We start from the raw sequence: 19,467 nt of genomic DNA, 5'->3' as shown, positions 1-19,467 counted from the left end.
GGGCTGCCTCGCCCGCGCCAGCGTAACCGACGGTTGCCCTGCTGGAAGGCCGGTGAACCGCGCGACACAGGCCCTCACAGCCTCACACGCGCCCGCTCGCATCGCTAGAGGTCACGGCGCAAGTCACACAGCTGTCATCGCCGGAACTTCCCATGGGTTGACAATTCGCTCGTGAGAGCGCTTCCATGACTTTCGGCAACATCTGCGGCCTGATTCAGGCACTCGGAAACCCTGCCCGAGCGTGACGAGGAGGTCACCGCTATGCCCCTTTCCCGCCGTGCCATGCGGCGGTTGGCCCTAGGGGCCACCGCAGCACTGGTTCTCGCACCCATCACCTACTCCGCGGAGGCCGCCGTGCCACCGCCCGACGCCGGGTGGGCCCAGGTCTGGGCCGACGACTTCAACGGCAACGCCGGCGCACTGCCGTCGTCGTCGAACTGGATCTTCGACATCGGCCACGGCTATCCCGGGGGCCCCGCGAACTGGGGCACCGGCGAGATCGCCGCCCACACCAACAATCCGGCCAACGTCAGCCTCGACGGCGGTGGCAACCTGCGCATCACTCCGCTCAAGGACGGCGCGGGCAACTGGACGTCGGCGCGCATCGAGACGCAGCGCAGCGACTTCCGGCCACCGTCCGGTGGCGTGCTGCGTATCGAGGGCCGCATCCAGATGCCGAACGTCACCGGTAACGCCGCACTCGGTTACTGGCCGGCGTTCTGGGCGCTCGGCGCTCCCTTCCGCGGCAACTACTGGAACTGGCCGGGCATCGGCGAGTTCGACATCATGGAGAACGTCAACGGGCTCAACAACGTGTGGGGCGTGCTCCACTGTGGAGTCGCGCCAGGCGGGCCGTGCAACGAGTTCAACGGCATCGGCGCGTCGCGTGCGTGCCCCGGCTCGTCGTGCCAGTCGGCCTTCCACACCTACCGGTTCGAGTGGGACCAGAGCGTCACGCCCAACCAGCTGCGCTGGTACGTCGACGGCCAGCAGTTCCACAGTGTCAGCCAGGGCCAGTTGCCTGCGGACACGTGGAACCAGATGACCGCGCACGGTTACTTCATCATCCTCAACGTCGCGATGGGCGGCGCGTTCCCGGACGGCGTGGCCGGATTCGCGACGCCGACGGCGGAAACCGTGTCCGGCCGGCCGATGCTCGTCGACTACGTGGCGGTCTGGACACGTGGTGGCGGTGGCACCGAGCCCCCACCCACCGGCGGCGGGACGGCCTACCGGCAGATAGAGGCGGAGAGCTTCCAGCAGCAGGGCGGCACGCAGGTCGGGAGCGCGACGAGCGCCGCTGGCGGGCAGTACGTCGGCTGGCTCGCCAACGGTGACTGGCTGCGGTACTCCGGTGTCGACTTCGGCTCGACCGCGGCAAGGCAGTTCACCGCCAGGGCGGCGTCCGGGGCCGCGGGCGGTGTCAGCGGTCTGGTCGAGGTACGGCTGGACAGCAGGTCGAACGCGCCGATCGGCAGCTTCGCCATCGCCAACACGGGAGGCTGGGAGAGCTGGCGGAACGTTCCGGCCAACATCACCGGGGTCACGGGCGTGCACGACGTGTACGTGACCTTCACCAGCGGCCAACCGGCCGACTTCGTCAACGTCGACTGGCTCACGTTCGCCCGCTGACCAGCCCGGATGCCCTGAAGGGCACCTACAGGGCACCGGCCATCGAGCCGCGGTCCGGGCAAGTCCCGTACAGGCCACGTGGAGCCCGGGCCGCACGCCGGTTCCTCGCGCTCTTGTCCCTGCGCGAGGAACCGGCATCACCTCGTTTGTTGCCGCGCACAACATTCCGATTACGAGACCTTGACGACCCGAAAGTCGCCGGACATTCTTTCGCTCATCCATGAGAGCGCTCTCACGCACACCACAGCGACGTGGCCGGCGACGGCCGCAGGAGGCCAAAGAATGCGTAACTCAGGGATCGTCGCGACCCTTGCCGGGCTCGCGCTCGCCCTCACCGCGTGTGGCTCGGACGCCGGCGACGACGGCACGACCACGCTGACGATCAACGTCTTCGGCGACAACTTCTCGCTGCCCGACAACCGGGCTCTCTACGACGAGTACGAGAAGGCCCACAAGGGCATCAAGATCGTCGAGAACCGCAGCGACTTCGGCACGCACCACCAGAACCTGCAGGCACGGCTGACCGCGGGCTCCGGCGCGGCGGACATCGAGCTGATCGAGGTCGGCCAGGTGTCCGGCTTCATCGGGCAGACCGACAAGTTCGTCAACTTCAAGGACGAGAGCGTCGACACGACACAGTGGACGGACGCCATCGTGCAGCGCGCGTCGAGCGCGGACGGCGGCACGCTGATCGGTCTGCCGACCGACATCGGCGGTCTCGCCATGTGCTACCGCACCGACCTGTTCGCGCAGGCCGGCCTGCCCACCACCCGTGACGAGGTGTCCGCGCTCTGGCCGACGTGGGAGCAGTACGTCGAGGTCGGCAAGCAGTTCACCGGCACGGTGGCGGACGTGAAATGGTTCGACGCGGGCGGCCACGTGTTCACCGGCATTCTCGGCAACGAGGAGGAGACCTACTACAACGCCGACGGCGACCTGATCGTCGAGGACAACAAGGTCGTCAAGGACGCGTGGGACCTCACGGTCGACGCGATCAAGGCCGGCCAGTCGGCCGCGCTGGCGGAGTTCTCGCCGGAGTGGAACACCGGTTTCCAGCAGGGCCAGTTCGCGACGATCACCTGCCCGGCCTGGATGATGGGCTACATCCAGGGCAACGCCCCTGACACCAAGGGCAAGTGGGACATCGCGAAGATCCCCGGCGGCTCCGGCAACTGGGGTGGCTCCTACGTGACCGTGCCGTCACAGGGCAAGAACATCGACGCCTCCGTGGAACTGGCGAAATGGCTGACCGCGCCAGAGCAGAACATCAAGCTGTTCAAGTCGATCGGCAACTTCCCGAGCCAGTCCTCGACCTGGTCCTCGACGGAGGTCGCGGACTTCACGTCGGAGTTCTTCTCCGGGGCGCCGGCCGGCACGATCTACCCGGAGTCGCTGGAGAACGCGCCGTCACAGGTGGTCGGTCCGCAGAGCGGCGTCATCGGCAACACGTTCGCCGGCGCGCTCAACAGCGTCGAACAGGGCACCGATCCGAACGAGGCGTGGGACTCCGCGATGGAGGACATCAAGGCCGCCGCGGGTGAAGGGTGACGGCTCAACTTCAGGACCGCGGGGCGCCGGTCGATCCAGACCGGCGCCCCGCGGTGAGCCGCAGGCAGGCCTGGCGTTCCCGGCTGTACCGCTGGGACCTCAAGGGTTCGCCGTACCTGTACATCTTCCCGTTCTTCGGGTTGTTCGCGGTGTTCGGCCTGTTCCCGCTGGTGTACACGGCGGTCATCTCGACGACCGCGTGGAGCCCGCGCAAGCCCGGCAGCGAGGACGTCTCCGTCGGCCTGGACAACTACGGCAAGCTGCTGGCCGACGACAACTTCCACAACGCACTGATCAACACGTTCGGCATCGGGATCGTGTCGACCGTGCCGCAGTTGTTGTTGGCGCTGGGGATCGCGCACCTGCTGAACTACAAGCTGCGGGGACGGCTGTTCCTGCGCATGGGTGTGCTGGTCCCGTACATCACGTCGGTCGCCGCGGTCGCGCTGATCTTCAACCAGATCTTCGCGCGTGACTTCGGGCTGCTGAACTGGTTTCTGCAGCCGTTCGTGGAGAACCCGATCGACTGGCGCGCCGAGAAGTGGGCGTCGTGGCTCGCGGTGTCGGCGATGGTCACGTGGCACTGGACCGGCTACAACGCGTTGATCTACCTGGCGGCGATGCAGACGATCCCGTACGAGCTCTACGAGTCCGCGTCGATCGACGGCGCGAGCCGGTGGCAGCAGTTCTGGCACATCACGATTCCCAGCCTGCGGCCGACGATCATCTTCACGGTCATCGTGTCCACGATCGGCGCGCTGCAGCTGTTCGCCGAGCCGTTCCTGTTCGACACCACGCGGAACAACAACGGTGGCCCGCAACGTGAGTTCCAGACCGTGGTCCTGTACCTGTACCAGCAGTTCTGGACCAACGGCCGGTACGGCTACGGCGCCGCGATCGCGTGGACCCTCTTCCTCGTCACGGTGGTGATCGCGCTGGTGAACTTCCTGCTGGTGCGCCGGATCCGATCGGCGGACGACTGATGGCACGCAGACGAGCACCGGACGCGGGCCGCTTCGGCACCTACGCGATCCTCTTCGCGATCATCGTCTTCTCGATCTTCCCGCTGTACTGGTCGATCGTCGTGTCCTCCCGGGACCAGTCGGCGATCGGCAGCTATCCCCCGCCGCTCGTGCCGGGCGGTTCGTTGTGGGACAACCTGTCCGCGGCGTTCGAGCAGGGCAACTTCGGGCTGGCGCTGACGAACTCGGTGATCGTGGCCGGCACGATCACGGTGGCCGTGGTGTTCACGTCCACGCTCGCGGGTTTCGCGTTCGCCAAGCTGGCCTTCCGCGGTCGCAACGGGTTGTTCACCGCGGTGGTCGCGACGATGCTGGTGCCGACACAGCTCGCGATCATCCCCCTGTACATCATGGTGACGCAGTGGTTCGGCTGGTCCAACGATCTGCGTGGCGTGATCGTGCCGGCGCTGGTGAGCGCGTTCGGCGTGTTCTTCATGCGCCAGTACCTGTCGTCGGCCATGCCGACCGAGTTGCTCGAGGCCGGTCGCGTGGACGGCGCGTCGACGCTGCGGATCTACTGGAACGTGGTGCTGCCCATCGCCCGACCGGGTGCGGCGGTCCTGGGGCTGCTCACGTTCATCACCTACTGGAACGACCTGTTCTGGCCGTTGATCCTGCTCAACACGCAGAACCCGACGGTCCAGGTGGCGATCGCCAACACGGCGAGCGGCATCGAAGTGGACTACTCGCTCGTGCTCGCGGGCACGGTGATCGCCACCTTCCCGATGCTGATCGTCTTTCTGTTGCTGGGCAGGCAGATCATCGGAGGGATCATGCAGGGGGCGGTCAAAGGATGAGGTTTCCTGAGGGTTTCGTGTGGGGCGCTGCCACGGCGGCGTACCAGATCGAGGGCGCGCCGGACGTCGACGGACGTGGACCGTCCATCTGGGACACGTTCAGCCACACACCGGGCAGGGTGGTGAACGGCGACACCGGCGACGTCGCCGCCGACCACTACCGGCGCTACCGTGACGACGTCGCGCTGATGGCCGAGATGGGCCTGCCCGCGTACCGGTTCTCGGTCTCGTGGCCACGGATCCAGCCCGGTGGCAAGGGGCCGGCGAACCAGGCGGGGCTGGACCACTACGCACGGCTGGTGGACGAGTTGCTGGCGAAGAACATCACGCCGGTGCTCACGCTCTACCACTGGGACCTGCCGCAGGAGCTGGAGGACTCCGGCGGGTGGGGGGCGCGGGACACCGCGGCTCGGTTCGCGGAGTACGCGGAGCTGGTCGGGGCCCGGCTCGGCGATCGGGTCCCGTCGTGGACCACGCTGAACGAGCCGTGGTGTGCCGCCTTCCTCGGGTACGCCTCCGGCGAGCACGCGCCGGGGAAAACCGACCCGGCGCTGTCGTTGCGGGCCGCCCACCACCTCCTGCTCGCGCACGGGCTCGGCACCCAGGCACTGCGCGGGGTCCTGCCGTCGACCGCACAGCTGTCGATCACGTTGAACCTGGCCGCGGTGCTGCCGGCGGCCACGTCCCCCGGGGCCACGAACGCCGTGCGCCGGATCGACGGGCTGGCCAACCGGCTGTTCCTCGACCCGCTGTTGGCCGGTCACTACCCGGTCGACGTGCGGCAGGACACGGCGCGGCTGACCGACTGGTCGTTCGTGCTACCCGAGGACCTGCCGGTGATCTCGACGCCGATCGACTTCCTGGGCATCAACTACTACTCCCCCACCCTGGTGGACGTCGGGCCGGGCAACGACGGCCCGTCGCCGTGGCCTGCGTGTGAGAACGTGGTGTTCGTCCAGCCTCCTGGCGCCACGACCGCGATGGGCTGGGCCATCGACGCGCAGGGCCTGCGGAACGTGGTCCACCGGGTCCACGAGCAGTACCGCCCGATCCCGTTGATGATCACCGAGAACGGCGCGGCGTTCGACGACGAGCTGGGCGTGGACGGCGTGCGCGACGACGAGCGGATCGCCTATCTGAGGGATCACCTGACGGTCGTGCGCGAGGCGATCTCGGCCGGTGTTGACCTTCGGGGATACTTCGTGTGGTCGCTGCTGGACAATTTCGAGTGGGCATTCGGCTACGAGAAGCGGTTCGGCATCGTCCACGTGGACTACCGCACGCAGAAGCGGGTGTGGAAGGACAGCGCACACTGGTACCGGCAGGTAATTCGAACGAACGGCTGGTAGTGAAACCAACACTGGACACGGTCGCCGCCGAGGCGGGGGTCTCGCGTGCGACCGTGTCCCGGGTGATCAACGGGTCACCCCGCGTGTCGGCCGAGGTCAAGACGGCGGTCGAGGCGGCCATCGCGACGCTCGGGTACGTGCCCAACCGAGCCGCGCGCAGCCTCGCGATGCGCCGGACCGACTCGATCGCGCTGGTCATGCGTGAGCCGGACGCGACGGTGCTGAACGACCCGTACCTCGGCAACATCATCATCGCGACGAGCCAGACACTGGTGGGCACCGGCGTGCAGCTGGTGCTGGTGAACGCGCAGAACACCGCGGAGCACGCGCAGCTCGCCGACTACGTCCGAAGTGGACACGTCGACGGCGTGCTGCTGGCCTCCATGCACAACGACGACCCGCTCCCGAGGATCCTGCTGGACGCGGGCATTCCCACGGTGGTCGGCGGCCGCCCGGCCAGCCCGCTGCCCGGCTTGTCCTATGTGGACTGCGACAACGTCGGCGGCGCGCAGCTGGCGGCCGAGCACCTGCTGTCGGCCGGGCGGCGGCGGATCGCGACCATCGCGGGCCCGCAGGACATGACCGCTGGCATCGACCGGCTGGCCGGTTTCCGTCAGGCACTGGCCGGCCGGAAACCGGAACGCGTCGCGTACGGCGACTTCTCCCGCGAGTCCGGTCAGCGCGCGATGGCCGAGCTGCTGGACCGCTACCCCGACCTGGACGGCGTCTTCGCGGCGAACGACATGATGGCGGCCGGCGCGCTACGCGTCCTGCGCGACGCGGGCCGCGCCGTGCCGCACGACGTGTCGGTGGTGGGCTTCGACGACATCGAGCTGGCCCGCCACACCGAGCCGCCACTGACCACGGTCCATCAGCCGATCGTGCACCAGGCCCGCACGATGACCGAGCTGCTGCTGACGCAGATCGGCGGCGATCCGGTCGCCGACCCGGTCATCCTGCCGACGGAACTGGTCGAACGGGAGTCGGCGTAGCCACGAGCCGCGCGAGCGCCACCGACGGGTAGTGGGGGAACCCGACGACCCCGTTGCCCGCGATCCAGAGCGCCTTTTCCTGCCGTACGTTGACGAACAGGTCGAGCGGCGCCCGGTCGAGGTGTGCGGTGACACGGCGTCCGTCCGGGAAGTCCAACACGACCGTCCCGGTGGCCGTCCCGTTGCCGCGAACCCGCCATGACGGCTCCGACGCCTGTGCCCGAGTCCATGGTTCGGTGGGCCGCAGGCGCTTGAGCTGCCGGTACGACACCCAGAACATGACGGTGAGGAACACGAAGAAGGCGGCGAACGGGTACCACCACCACTCCCCGTCGTACGTGGTCGAGAACACGGCCATGACGAGGTAGAGCACGGCGAGCACCGGGAAGAAACCGGCCATCGGACGCATGCGCTCGACCAGGACACGCGCCGCCATCGCCGCGATCGGCTCATGAGTGGGAAGCGCCGCCGTGCCCGTGACCGGCCGTATGCGTTTCGCCGGCCACGCGGTGTGCGACCCGTCGACCCGGACGGCGAACCTGCCCTTGGCGTCGGGCCCCACGAGCCACACACGCCCGGCACGCACGATCACCTCGCGGGCCGCCGCGGGCAGCACACGCACCAGGACGTACTCGCCGTTGTCGAGGTACAGCACGGTGCCGATCGTGTTGAGCACCCGCACCGGTGTCTCCCGCCACGGCTGCCCCGCGAGCAACGGCCCGGTGGCCGCCCGCCATGGCATCTGGGTGGGCACGACTCCGAAGCGCGACTGCACGACGCCAACGAAGATCATCCCTATCGCGACCGAATACCACTCCGGCCGCCACAGCACCAGTGCTCCGAGCACCAGGCCCGATACGGCGCTGAGTACCCACAGACGGGCCTGCCGCACCGACAGCGCGTAGAACTGGGCCGTGGTCTCATCGGCCAACGCAGGCTCCCCCATGCCCGTGTATCGGTGGCGTCGTGGCGCGCCGTTACTGCCGAGGTGGTAGCGTCCCGGTGCTGGTCAGCACGGCTGACCGGCGGCGCGGCGGTGGTAGCGAAGTCCGGTGCGAATCCGGCGCTGTCCCGCAACTGTCATAGCCAGGTCGCCTCCCTGCCGCGCTGACGCCAACCGCCCCCGGTGCAGGGATGCGGCGTCCCGGGTGCGATCGCCCAGGGCCCCGCGCGCCCGCGTGCCGGACCGACGACTCGAGGAAGTCCGTTGCCCTCCATCACCAGGCGCCTCGCGGCCCTGACCATCGCCGGCGCGCTGCTCGCCGCCGGGTGTGCGACCCGTGAGCAGGCCTCCAGCAACCAGACACCCGAGACGTTCGAGGCCGACAGCCAGGCTTTCCCCGTCACGCTCACCCCGGCCGGGAGCGAGCCCGTCACGATCGAGCGGCGGCCGGAGCGCATCATCTCCCTGTCGGCGAGCAACACGGAGACCCTGTTCGCGGTCGGCGCCGGTGACCAGGTCGTGGCGGTCGACCAGCAGTCCGACTACCCGGCGGACGCACCCAAGACCGACCTGTCCGGACTGACCCCGAACGTCGAGGCCATCTCCGGCTACGACCCGGATCTCGTGGTCGTCTCGGACAACCCGGACAACCTGGTCGAGTCGATGGCAGCCGTGCACGTCCCGGTGCTGGTCGTGCCCGCCGCGGCCACGCTGGAGGACGTCTACACGGGCTTCGAGCTCATCGGCAAGGCGACCGGCCACGCCGATGAGGCCGCGGACGTGGCCAAGCGGACCCGCGCCGGGCTGGACGAGATCGTGGCCGACACCCCGAAACCGGCCAAGCCGCTCTCCTACTACCACGAGCTCGACACGACGCTGTACAGCGTGACGTCCAAGACGTTCATCGGCCAGATCTACGGCCTGTTCGGCATGACCAACGTCGCCGACCCGGCCGACGTGGACGCCGGCGGCTACCCACAGCTGACCAACGAGGCCATCCTGGCGGCCGACCCGGACCTGATCTTCCTCGCGGACGTGCAGTGCTGCGGCCAGACCGCCGACACGGTCGGCAGCCGCCCCGGCTGGAACACCCTGAAGGCCGTCAAGAACGGCAACGTCGTCCCGCTGGACGACGACCTCGCCTCCCGCTGGGGCCCACGCATCGTCGAACTGGCGAAGTCGATCGCCGACGCCGTCACGAAGGCCGGCGAGCAGAACTGACGAAGAGCAACGACGACGGCGGCTCGGCCGAGCCCCACGGCCCGGCTGAGCCCGTCGACATGTCGTCGGTGCCCATGAGCCTCACTCGTCTTCGGCCCTGGGTGGTCGCCGTGGCGGTCGCGGTGCTCGTGGTCGTCGCGTCGGTGTCCACGCTGCTCGGGGCGGCCAACCTCGGCTGGAGCCGGGTGGTCGCGGAGGTCTGGGCACAGCTCACCGGCGGTATGTCCCCGCTCTCGGCCACCGAGGCGGCGATCGTGTGGGAGGTGCGGGTGCCCCGGGTCGTGCTCGCCGGGCTGGTCGGGGCGGCGCTGGCGGTGTCGGGTGCCGCGTTCCAGGGCGTGTTCCGCAACCCGCTCGCCGATCCGTACCTGCTCGGCGCCGCGGCGGGTGCCGGCATGGCGGCGACGATCGTGGTGGTCGCGGCGCCGCAGACCACCGGGTGGGTGCTCGGGCCGTTGCCGCTCGCCGCGTTCGCCGGGGCGCTCGGCGGCGTGTCGCTCACCTGGGTGCTCGGGCGGTCCGCGGGCGGGGGCACTGCGGTGCTGCTGCTCGCCGGGATCGCGGTCGCGTCGTTCCTGACCGCGGTGCAGACGTTCGCGCAGCAGCTCAACACCGACACGATCAAGCAGGTCTACAGCTGGATGCTCGGCGGCCTCAACACGACCGGGTGGCGCGAGGTGCTGGTGACCCTGCCGTACATCGGCATCGCGTCGACGGTGCTGTGCCTGTGCGCGCGGCTGCTGGACGTGCTCGCGATCGGGGACGACGAGGCCGCGTCGCTCGGCGTCCATCCCGGGCGGGTTCGGGTGGCGGTGCTGCTGGCGGCGTCACTCGCGACCGCGGCGGCCGTCGCGGTCAGCGGCCTGATCGGGTTCGTGGGGATCGTGGTGCCACATGTGGTGCGGTTGCTCGCCGGCGCGAGCTACCGGGTGGTCGTGCCGTTGTCGCTGCTCGGTGGGGCGACCTTCCTGATCGTGGCCGACTACATCGCCCGCACCGCGTTCGCGCCAGCCGAGCTGCCGATCGGGGTGATCACGGCGTTCACCGGGGCGCCGTTCTTCCTGGTGGTGCTGCGGACGCACAGGGAGCGGCTGCGGTGACCGCGCTGACGCTGGAGGGGGTGAGCGCCTGGTACGGCACGCGGGTCGTGGTCGGCGACGTCTCGGTGTCAGTGGAGCCGGGTGGCTGGCTGGGGATCATCGGCCCGAACGGCGCAGGCAAGTCGTCGTTGCTGAAGGCGATCGTCGGTGTCGTGCGGCATGACGGAGCGATCCTGCTGGACGGTGTGCCGGCGTCGTCGCTGTCCCACCGCGAGCGGGCCAAGGCGGTCGCCTACGCCCCACAGACACCGCAGCTGCCGGAGCGGCTGACCGTGACCGACTACGTGCTGCTCGGCCGTACCCCGCACCTGCCGCCCCTGGCTCGGGAACGGCGTTCTGACCTGGCGGTGGTCGCCCAGGTGCTCGGCCGGCTGGATCTGGACGGGCTCGCCGGCCGGGCGCTGCAGACCCTGTCCGGCGGCGAACGGCAACGGGCGGTGCTGGCCAGGGTGCTGGCCCAGCAGGCGGGCCTGCTGCTGCTCGACGAACCGACGACGGGCCTGGACATCGGCCACGCGCAGGCACTGCTGGACCTGATCGACCGCCTGCGCCACGAGGAAGGCGCGACGGTCGTCAGCACGCTTCACGACCTGACCCTCTCCGCGCAGTACGCCTCGCAACTCCTGTTGGTGGACCAGGGAAAGGTCGTCGCGACGGGCACCCCGGCCGAGGTGCTGACCCGCGAGACGATCGAACGCCACTACGAGGCACGCGTGGAAGTGCTGCACACCACGGAGAACGAGCCCGTGGTGGCGCCGGTCCGCGGAGCTGTAACGGAAAGCCGGAACTCGCCGACAATTCGGCCGTGATCGATTTCTCCAATGGTTCGGTGTTCAAGCTCTCGCCCGTGAACCCGCAGGACATCCTGCCGGCGGTGGCCCCGCTGCTGATCCAGGGAGAGGAGGCGATCGCCTGTTTCAAGGCGGTGCGGGATTTCGTGGTGTTCACCAACAAGCGGCTGATCGCCGTGAACGTCCAGGGGATGACCGGCCGGAAACGGGACTACACGTCGCTGCCCTACAGCAAGATCCAGGCGTTCTCGATCGAGACCGCCGGCACGTTCGACCTCGACGCGGAGCTCGACCTCTGGTTCAGCGGTCTCGGCATCGTCCGCCTCGAGTTCAAGGGCAAGTCGGACATCCGGCAGCTGAGCCACCTGATCGCGACGTACACGCTGTAGACCACAACTAGAACGTGTTACAGTTCCGGGCGTGATCCTTGATCGCTTCCGGGTACCGGACCAGGTGGCCGTGGTGACCGGGGCTGGCCGCGGCATCGGCGCCGCCACCGCCGTCGCGCTGGCCGAGGCCGGTGCGGACGTCGTGCTCGCCGCCCGCACCGAGGCCGACCTCGACGCCGTGGCGAAGCAGGTCGAAGCCGCCGGACGCCGTGCGCGTACGGTCGTCGTCGATCTGTCCGATGTGGACGCCGCGGCCGAGCTGGCCGGGGTCGCGCACGAGACGTTCGGGCGGCTCGACATCGTGGTCAACAACGTCGGCGGCACCTATCCCCGGCCGTTCCTCGACACGGACACCGGCTTTCTCGAGGACGCGTTCCACTTCAACGTCTCGACGGCGCACGCGCTGACGAGGGCGGCGGTCCCGTTGATGTCCGGCGGCGCCGTGGTCAACATCTCGTCGATCATGGGCCGGGTGGCGGGCCGCGGCTTCCTCGCCTACGGCACGGCCAAGGCGGCCCTCGCGCACTACACCGAACTGGCCGCGTACGACCTCGCGCCGAGGATCCGCGTCAACGCCATCGCCGTCGGTTCGGTGGCCACCTCGGCGCTGGACATCGTGCTCACCAACGACGAGCTGCGTGAGCGCATGTCCTCCGCCACCCCACTGCGCACGATCGGCGCGGCCGAGGACATCGCCGCGACCGTGCTGTTCCTCGCCTCACCGGCGGGCGCCTACGTCACCGGCAAGGTGCTCGAGGTCGACGGCGGCCTGCAGCAACCCAACCTCGACCTGGGACTGCCAGACCTATGAGAGTGATCCAGTGGAGCACGGGAAACGTCGGTCGCCAGGCGCTGGCTGGCATCGCCGCGCACCCGGAGCTGGAGCTGGCCGGCGTCTGGGTGTCCACAAAGGACAAGGTGGGCCGGGACGCCGGTGAGCTGGCCGGCATCGGACCACTCGGCGTCACGGCGACGGACGACGCCGAGGCGCTCCTCGCCGGCAAACCGGACTGCGTCGTCTACACCGCGATGGCCGACGACCGGCTGAACGAGGCGCTCGCCGACCTCACGGGGTTCCTCCGTGCCGGCGTCAACGTGGTGGCGAGCGGGCCGGTGTTCCTGCAGTACCCGTACGGCGTGGTGCCCGACGACCTCGTCGCGCCCATCCAGGCCGCCGCGGTGGAGGGCGGGGCGTCTCTGTTCGTCAACGGCATCGACCCCGGCTTCGCGAACGACTGGCTGCCGCTCGTGCTGACGTCGGTGTGCCAGCGCATCGACCAGGTGCGCTGCCTGGAGATCCTCGACTACGCGACGTACGACAACGCGAAGGTCCTGTTCGACATCATGGGCTTCGGGCGCCCCATCGACGACACGCCGCTGCTGCTGCAGCCGGGTGTGCTGTCGCTGGCGTGGGGCAGCGTGGTGCGGCAGCTCGCGGCCGGACTGGGGGTGGTGCTGGACCGCGTGGCGGAGTCGTCGACGCGGCTGCCAGCGCCCGACCGGATCGAACTGCCGTCCGGCGTGGTCGAGGCGGGCACGGCCGCCGCGCTGCGCTTCGAGGTGCGGGGCATGGTCGGCGACCACGCGGTGTGCGTCCTGGAGCACATCACCCGCCTACACCCGGACCTCGGCCCCGACTGGCCGACGCTGCCGGGCCAGGGCGGCTACCGGGTCGAGGTCACCGGCGACCCGAACTACACGCTGGACCTGCGCATCGAAGGCACGGACGGCGACCACAACACAGGCGGCCTGAAGGCCACGGCCATGCGCCTGGTGAACGCGATCCCCGCCGTGGTCGCCGCGAAACCCGGCCTACTGACCGCACTGGACCTACCACTGATCACCGGCCGAGGTCTAGTCACCCACAAGCCCTAACCCCGAGCGAAAGTCCCATTGGCGCGCCAGGGGCCCCCCGATTTCCACACTACGGCAAAGCACCGACATTCCCGGCCGCCCGCCCCGGGTTCATCCACACCCCTCGCGTGTCCAACCTCCCGCGTGTCCAACGAACTGGACCGGTGAGTTCAACAATTCGGTGGTCCGCGATTTGTTGAACTCACCGGTCCGCGCTGTTGGACACGCGGGTTCTGGGCGTTGGACACGCGAATTGTCCACAGCCTCGGTACCGGGCCCCGGGTTTTGTCGGTGGTGTGCCGTAGCGTGGAACCGGGGGCCGGAGGCCAAGCCTGTGCAGGTAGACGTCCATCTGCTCGGCGGCGCGGTCTTGCCGCACAACCGCTTCGGTGCCGCTGGACTTACCTCTGGTTATCGGACGTGGCCCTGCTTTCGGGCTGACGCTGGCAAACTGGCTCCGTGAAAGCCGTGGAAGCCACGCTGATCGCCCTGTCCATCGTGACGCTCCTCGCGGTGGGGGTGGTGTTCTACTTCTTCGCGAACCTCACCCCTCATCCGCCCCCGAAGCCGGCGGGGCCGGTACCGGAGCGGCCCGCCGACCTCACCGACGCGGCACGGCAACGGTTGGACGCGGAGGGCCTCGCGCTGATCCCGACCCTGGAGGAGGTCCGCGTGTCCGGTGACATCACGCCCCGCGCGGTGGCCGACGCGCTGATCGCCTTCGGTTACCCGGACAGGGACATCGAGGTGGAGGTCAAGCCGGCGATCGACGCCAGGTCCGTGGTGTTCGGCGTCACCTTCGAGGACGGCTGCCTGTCCGGGGTCGTGGCACCGACCGAGGTGCGGGCGGGCGCCATGCCGGAGCACCCCTACTCGGGATGCCTCCCGCCGGACGTGCGCGCGCACTTCCAGCCGAACTAGCCGTCGGACTTCGCCGAGGCGTCGGCCTTCTTGTCCTCGTCGTCCTTGGCCTCGGGCTTCGCGTCCTTGGCCTCAGCCTTCGTTTCCTTGGCCTCAGCCTTGTCGTCCTTGACCTCGGTGGCCTTGTCCGACTTCTCCTCGTCGGCGTCGTCCGACTTCGACTCGGCGTCGGCGTCCTCGGACTCCGCCTTCTCGTCCTTCTCGTCGTCGTCCGGCTCGGCCTTCTCGCCCGCGTCGTCGTCCAGTGGCGGCGCGTCCTTGCCGCGCAACAGTTCCGGCTCCTCCCGCGGCCCGCGGGACCGGGCCAGCACGAAGTACACGGCCGCGCCGAGGAAGACGAGGATCGACACCCACACGTTGATCCGCACGCCGAACACGTGGGTGGCGTCGTCGGTGCGCATCAGCTCGATCCACGTGCGGCCGAGCGTGTAACCCATGACGTACACGGCGAACGCGCGCCCGTGCCCGAGCCGGAACTTGCGGTCCACCCACACGACGAGCGCGGCGACCAGCAGGTTCCAGATCAGCTCGTACAGGAACGTCGGGTGTACCGGGCTGCCGTCGATCGGGATGTGGTTGATCGCGACGCCGTTGAGGTTGTCCTCCGCGCCCGCCTCGTTGACCCGCCGGTACAGCTCCAGACCCCATGGCAGGTCGGTCGGGCCGCCGTACAGCTCCTGGTTGAAGTAGTTGCCGACGCGGCCGATGGCCTGGGCGGCGACGATGCCCGGCGCGATGGCGTCCGCGTACACCGGCAGCGGAACGCCCTTGACGCGGCAGCCGATCCACGCGCCAACGGCACCCAGCGCGATGGCGCCCCAGATGCCCAGGCCGCCGTCCCAGATGCGCAGCGCGTCGAGCGGGTTACGACCCTCGCCGAAGTAGCGGTGCCAGTCCGTGGCCACGTGGTACAGCCGCCCACCGACGAGGCCGAACGGCACCGCGAACACCGCGATGTCGATGACCGTGCCGGCCGTGCCACCACGCGCGATCCACCGCCGCTCGCCCCACCAGATCGCCAGGATGATGCCGGCGATGATGCACAGCGCGTACGCGCGGATCGGGATGGGCCCGAGCTCCCACACACCGCGGTCTGGGCTCGGAATGGTGGCCAGGAAGACACTCTGCGCCGCAGTCACGCCGGTCACCGTAACGGGCGGCCGATGTGACTCACACGGCAGGTCCGCATATCTGTCCCTGATCGGACGTATCGAACTGGTGAAGCACTGCGCTTGGATAGGACCGGGTGCTCAGAGGGACGAGAGGAGTCGCCTTGCGGAACAGGGAGTACTAACGAGCGACCAGCGGGCGGCGGACGCCTTCTGCCAGTTCCGCCGCCAGCGTCTGCACCTGTGCGACGCCGTCGGCAGCCTGTGAGACGAACGCCGAACCGACGATCACCGCGTCCGCGAACCCGGCGACCTCGGCCGCCTGCTCCCCGGACCGAACCCCCAGGCCGACGCCGATGGGCAGTGACGTGTGGGCGCGTGCCCTGGCCACGAGTGCCGCGGCGCCGGACCCGACCTGGTCGCGTGCGCCGGTCACGCCCATGACCGCCGTCGCGTACAGGAAGCCCGTGGTGGCGGCGGCCGTCGACGCGATCCGCTCCTCCGTGGAGGACGGCGCGACCAGGAAGATCCGGTCAAGGCCGTGGGCCGACGACGCCTCGAGCCAGTCCGCCCCCTCGTCCGGGATGAGGTCCGGCGTGATGATGCCCTGACCACCCGCGGCCGCGAGGTCACGGGCGAAGCGGTCCACCCCGTAGTGGAAGACGGGGTTCCAGTACGTCATGACCACGGCGGTGCCGCCGGCCGACGACACGCGCTCCACCACCGTGAACAGGTCCCGCAACCGGAAGCCTGCCGAGAGCGCGGCGGTGGCGGCGGCCTGGATCACCGGGCCGTCCATCACCGGATCGGAGTAGGGCACGCCGACCTCGACCACGTCGCAGCCGGCGTCGATCATGCCGGTCAGCAGGTCGGCGGAACCCTCGACGGTCGGGTAGCCCGCGGGGAGATAACCCACGAGCGCGCCGCGTCCCTCGGCCCTGGTCTTCTCGAACACCTCAGCAAGACTCATGACGCCCCCTCGCCCGCTCCGCAGCGCCGGAACGCTCCGCAGGCTCCGCTACACCGGCGCCCTCCGCGGGCGATGTGCCGTCCTGAACATCGATGATTCGCTCCGCAAGCTCCGCTCATGACGAGAACCCGAAGTACGACGCGGCGGTGTCCATGTCCTTGTCCCCTCGCCCGGAAAGGCACACCACGATGAGCCCGTCCTGGCCCAGCTCCTGGCCGAGCTTCAGCGTGCCGGCCAGCGCGTGCGCCGACTCGATGGCCGGGATGATGCCCTCGGTGCGGGAGAGCAGCTGGAACGCCGCCATGGCCTCGTCGTCGGTGACCGGGTGGTACTCGGCGCGGCCGGTGTCCTTGAGCCACGCGTGCTCCGGCCCGACGCCCGGGTAGTCCAGGCCGGCCGAGATCGAGTACGCCTCGACGGTCTGGCCGTCCTCGTCCTGCAGCAGGTAGGACATCGCGCCGTGCAGCATGCCTGGTGTGCCCTCGCTGAGCGTGGCGCCGTGCTCGCCGGAGGAGATGCCGTGGCCGCCCGGCTCGTAGCCAACGAGCCGCACGGACGGGTCGTCGATGAAACCGTGGAAGATGCCGATCGCGTTGGAGCCGCCGCCGACACACGCGGTGACGGCGTCCGGCAGCCGGCCCGCCTTCTCCAGGACCTGCTCGCGGGCCTCCTGGCCGATGACCTTGTGGAAGTTCCGCACCATCATCGGGAACGGGTGCCCGCCGGCCGCCGTGCCCAGCAGGTAGTGCGTGCTGTCGACGTTCGCCACCCAGTCGCGCAGCGCCTCGTTGATGGCGTCCTTGAGCGTGCGGGAGCCGGTGGTCACCGGGATGACCTCGGCGCCGAGCAGCCGCATGCGGGCCACGTTCAGCGCCTGTCGCTTCGTGTCGACCTCGCCCATGTAGACGACGCAGTCGAGGCCGAGCAGCGCGCAGGCGGTGGCGGTGGCCACGCCGTGCTGGCCGGCGCCGGTCTCGGCGATGACCCGCTTCTTGCCCATCCGCTTGGTGAGCAACGCCTGGCCCAGCACATTGTTGATCTTGTGTGAGCCGGTGTGGTTGAGGTCCTCGCGCTTGAGGAAGATCCGTGCGCCACCGGCGTGCTCTGCGAACCTCGGGGCCTCGGTGAGCAGCGACGGGCGGCCGGCGTAGTCGCGGAGCAGCCGGTTGAACTCGTCGAGGAAGTCGGGGTCGACCCTGGCCTTCTCGTAGACGGCGGCCAGCTCGTCCATGGCCGCGATCAGGGCCTCGGGCAGGAACCGGCCGCCGTACGGGCCGAAGTGGCCACGCTCGTCCGGGTCGTGTGCTTCGTCGTGCTCGTGGGGCTTCTTGTCGGTCACTACCTGTGTCTCAGCCTCGGTCTTCGTCTCCGTCACCGGCTCGGCCTGGGGCACGCCGGGTGCGACCCGGCGGTGACCAGCTGGACCAGCGCCGCCTTCGGGTCCGGGGCGGACACCAGGCTCTCGCCGACGAGAACCGCGTCGGCGCCAGCGCCGGCGTGGGTCATCAGGTCACCCGGCCCGCGGATGCCGGACTCGGCGATCTTGATGGTCTCGAACGGCAGACCCGGCGCGAGCCGGCCGAACACCTCGCGGTCGACCTCGAGGGTGTGCAGGTCACGCGCGTTGATGCCGATCACGGACGCGCCTGCCTCGAGCGCCCTGTCGGCCTCCTCGGCCGAGTGCACCTCGACCAGCGCGGTCATGCCGAGTGACTCGACCCGGTCGAGCAGTCCGACCAGCGTCGGCTGGTCGAGTGCCGCGACGATCAGCAGCACGATGTCGGCGCCGTGCATGCGCGCCTCGTGCACCTGGTAGGTCGAGACCGTGAAGTCCTTGCGCAGCAAGGGGACGTCGACGACCGCGCGGACCGCGTCGAAGTCGTCGAGCGAGCCGCCGAACCTGCGCTGCTCGGTAAGCACGCTGATCACTCGCGCACCCGCGTCGGCGTAGTCCTTGGCCAGTGTCGCCGGGTCGGCGATCGTCGCCAGCTCACCCTTCGACGGGCTGCGCCGCTTGATCTCCGCGATGACGCTGATGTCGACGCCACGCAGTGCCGAGATGGCGTCCCGTGGCGGCGGCGCCTTGGTGGCGCGCTCCTTCACGACGTCGAACGGCAGCGCGGCCTCGCGCACCGCGAGGTCGGCCCGGACACCTTCGATGATCGACTCGAGGACACTCACTGGCCACGCTCGCTGGTCGGTCCCGGCTTCAGAGTGGCCGACTCCGATGAATCGCTCGTGCTATCCGTCACCAGCCCTGCCCCTTCCCGCTCAAGGGATGCTAACCCCGTCCCTTTGCGGCACTTTGCAGGGGTTCGGGTTCGGGGCTCATTCCCTGGTGGGATCCTCGCCGTGGGACAGGTCGTCCCACATGTCCTTGTCACTGTCGCCGGACCTGCGCTCGGTGTTAGCGAGTTGGTACCGGCTGCCCATGGTCGGCAGGTCGCGGGCGTACCGGACGATCAACGCGCCGGCGGCGACGAACAACACGCCGCCGAGCAACGCGAGTCCCCGCCCGGTGAACAGGTTGAACTCACCGGCCGTCGACACGGCGCGCCAGCACACGAAACCTCCCGCGACCACGACGATCGCGCCGAGAAGGCGGCGCGTCCAGCCGCCGACCGCGAACACGCCGGCGAGGCTGGCCAGGGCGAGCAGGGCAATCGCGGTGAAGCTGGGCCCACCGGTGCCACCGGCACTGCCCGTGTCCACCCAGCTGATCCCGGTGGCGCCCCACAGCGCGGCCGCCGTGCCGAGCAGCAACACCGCGAGAATCCACAGTGGACGCCGGGTCTTCACGGGGGGCCGCCTCCTTTCGGCTTCTTCCTG

19 protein-coding genes are annotated in these 19,467 nt (G+C 69.4%); 13 read left to right on the top strand and 6 right to left on the bottom strand.

The genetic code is table 11. The features are described from left to right. Positions 1-261 precede the first annotated feature (261 nt). The 6 genes from VF106_RS11285 (at position 262) to VF106_RS11260 (ending at position 7,340) form a co-directional block, all read left to right on the top strand. The gene (locus VF106_RS11285; protein ID WP_330839578.1) at positions 262-1,632 is read left to right on the top strand and encodes a glycoside hydrolase family 16 protein; all 1,371 of its coding nucleotides are present in this window, start codon (positions 262-264) and stop codon (positions 1,630-1,632) included. Positions 1,633-1,914: 282 nt separating this feature from the next. After that, positions 1,915-3,180, top strand: coding sequence for an ABC transporter substrate-binding protein (locus VF106_RS11280; RefSeq protein WP_330839577.1), 1,266 nt, complete (start codon positions 1,915-1,917; stop codon positions 3,178-3,180). Then, complete coding sequence (locus tag VF106_RS11275) at positions 3,177-4,163, top strand: carbohydrate ABC transporter permease (RefSeq protein ID WP_330839576.1); 987 nt, start codon at positions 3,177-3,179, stop codon at positions 4,161-4,163. Before VF106_RS11280 ends, VF106_RS11275 begins: the two co-directional genes overlap by 4 nt. Then, on the top strand, positions 4,163-4,999 hold the full coding sequence (locus VF106_RS11270) for a carbohydrate ABC transporter permease (protein WP_330839575.1): 837 nt from the start codon (positions 4,163-4,165) through the stop codon (positions 4,997-4,999). The genes VF106_RS11275 and VF106_RS11270 overlap by 1 nt, the downstream gene beginning before the upstream one ends. Beyond that, positions 4,996-6,348 (top strand): GH1 family beta-glucosidase, encoded by a 1,353-nt coding sequence (locus VF106_RS11265; RefSeq protein ID WP_330839574.1) that lies wholly within the window; start codon positions 4,996-4,998, stop codon positions 6,346-6,348. Before VF106_RS11270 ends, VF106_RS11265 begins: the two co-directional genes overlap by 4 nt. Next, on the top strand, positions 6,348-7,340 hold the full coding sequence (locus VF106_RS11260) for a LacI family DNA-binding transcriptional regulator (protein WP_330839573.1): 993 nt from the start codon (positions 6,348-6,350) through the stop codon (positions 7,338-7,340). Before VF106_RS11265 ends, VF106_RS11260 begins: the two co-directional genes overlap by 1 nt. Here the strand turns inward: VF106_RS11260 and VF106_RS11255 are convergent. Continuing rightward, a complete protein-coding gene (locus VF106_RS11255) occupies positions 7,300-8,271 on the bottom strand; it encodes a hypothetical protein (RefSeq protein ID WP_330839572.1) in 972 nt (323 codons plus the stop codon). The two genes, VF106_RS11260 and VF106_RS11255, sit on opposite strands and share 41 nt — an antisense overlap. A 276-nt stretch (positions 8,272-8,547) precedes the next feature. Between VF106_RS11255 and VF106_RS11250 the strand changes: the two genes are divergently transcribed. From VF106_RS11250 to VF106_RS11220, 7 genes are all read left to right on the top strand, one after another. Beyond that, positions 8,548-9,504, top strand: a complete 957-nt coding sequence (locus tag VF106_RS11250) for an ABC transporter substrate-binding protein (protein WP_330839571.1) — start codon at positions 8,548-8,550, stop codon at positions 9,502-9,504. A 74-nt stretch (positions 9,505-9,578) separates the two neighbouring features. Further along, positions 9,579-10,604, top strand: coding sequence for a FecCD family ABC transporter permease (locus VF106_RS11245; RefSeq protein WP_330839570.1), 1,026 nt, complete (start codon positions 9,579-9,581; stop codon positions 10,602-10,604). Then, positions 10,601-11,413 carry an ABC transporter ATP-binding protein gene (locus VF106_RS11240; protein WP_330839569.1) on the top strand — a complete coding sequence of 271 codons (813 nt, stop codon included), beginning with the start codon at positions 10,601-10,603 and terminating at the stop codon, positions 11,411-11,413. Before VF106_RS11245 ends, VF106_RS11240 begins: the two co-directional genes overlap by 4 nt. Next, on the top strand, positions 11,410-11,784 hold the full coding sequence (locus tag VF106_RS11235) for a PH domain-containing protein (protein ID WP_330839568.1): 375 nt from the start codon (positions 11,410-11,412) through the stop codon (positions 11,782-11,784). Before VF106_RS11240 ends, VF106_RS11235 begins: the two co-directional genes overlap by 4 nt. Before the next feature lie 31 nt (positions 11,785-11,815). Then, a complete protein-coding gene (locus VF106_RS11230) occupies positions 11,816-12,595 on the top strand; it encodes an SDR family oxidoreductase (protein ID WP_330839567.1) in 780 nt (259 codons plus the stop codon). Further along, a complete protein-coding gene (locus tag VF106_RS11225; RefSeq protein WP_330839566.1) occupies positions 12,592-13,659 on the top strand; it encodes an NAD(P)H-dependent amine dehydrogenase family protein in 1,068 nt (355 codons plus the stop codon). Before VF106_RS11230 ends, VF106_RS11225 begins: the two co-directional genes overlap by 4 nt. A gap of 438 nt (positions 13,660-14,097) precedes the next feature. Then, positions 14,098-14,559, top strand: coding sequence for a hypothetical protein (locus tag VF106_RS11220; RefSeq protein ID WP_330839565.1), 462 nt, complete (start codon positions 14,098-14,100; stop codon positions 14,557-14,559). On the opposite strand, the gene lgt is transcribed toward VF106_RS11220, so the two are convergent. The 5 genes from lgt to VF106_RS11195 all read right to left on the bottom strand — a co-directional run bounded on the left by lgt (position 14,556) and on the right by VF106_RS11195 (position 19,437). Further along, positions 14,556-15,698: a prolipoprotein diacylglyceryl transferase gene (gene lgt / locus VF106_RS11215; RefSeq protein WP_330839564.1), complete on the bottom strand. Its 1,143-nt coding sequence runs from the start codon at positions 15,696-15,698 to the stop codon at positions 14,556-14,558. The genes VF106_RS11220 and lgt overlap by 4 nt on opposite strands. Before the next feature lie 151 nt (positions 15,699-15,849). After that, positions 15,850-16,638 (bottom strand): tryptophan synthase subunit alpha, encoded by a 789-nt coding sequence (trpA, locus tag VF106_RS11210; protein WP_330839563.1) that lies wholly within the window; start codon positions 16,636-16,638, stop codon positions 15,850-15,852. A gap of 115 nt (positions 16,639-16,753) precedes the next feature. Then, a complete protein-coding gene (gene trpB / locus VF106_RS11205; RefSeq protein ID WP_414638932.1) occupies positions 16,754-18,031 on the bottom strand; it encodes a tryptophan synthase subunit beta in 1,278 nt (425 codons plus the stop codon). Next, positions 18,010-18,819 (bottom strand): indole-3-glycerol phosphate synthase TrpC, encoded by an 810-nt coding sequence (gene trpC, locus VF106_RS11200; protein ID WP_330839562.1) that lies wholly within the window; start codon positions 18,817-18,819, stop codon positions 18,010-18,012. Before trpC ends, trpB begins: the two co-directional genes overlap by 22 nt. 147 nt (positions 18,820-18,966) lie before the next feature. After that, complete coding sequence (locus VF106_RS11195) at positions 18,967-19,437, bottom strand: Trp biosynthesis-associated membrane protein (protein ID WP_330839561.1); 471 nt, start codon at positions 19,435-19,437, stop codon at positions 18,967-18,969. Positions 19,438-19,467: the final 30 nt, after the last annotated feature.

It is taken from the genome of Actinophytocola sp., from assembly GCF_036378875.1.
GTDB lineage: Bacteria > Actinomycetota > Actinomycetes > Mycobacteriales > Pseudonocardiaceae > Actinophytocola.
This window is presented reverse-complemented; position numbering and strand designations above follow the sequence as displayed.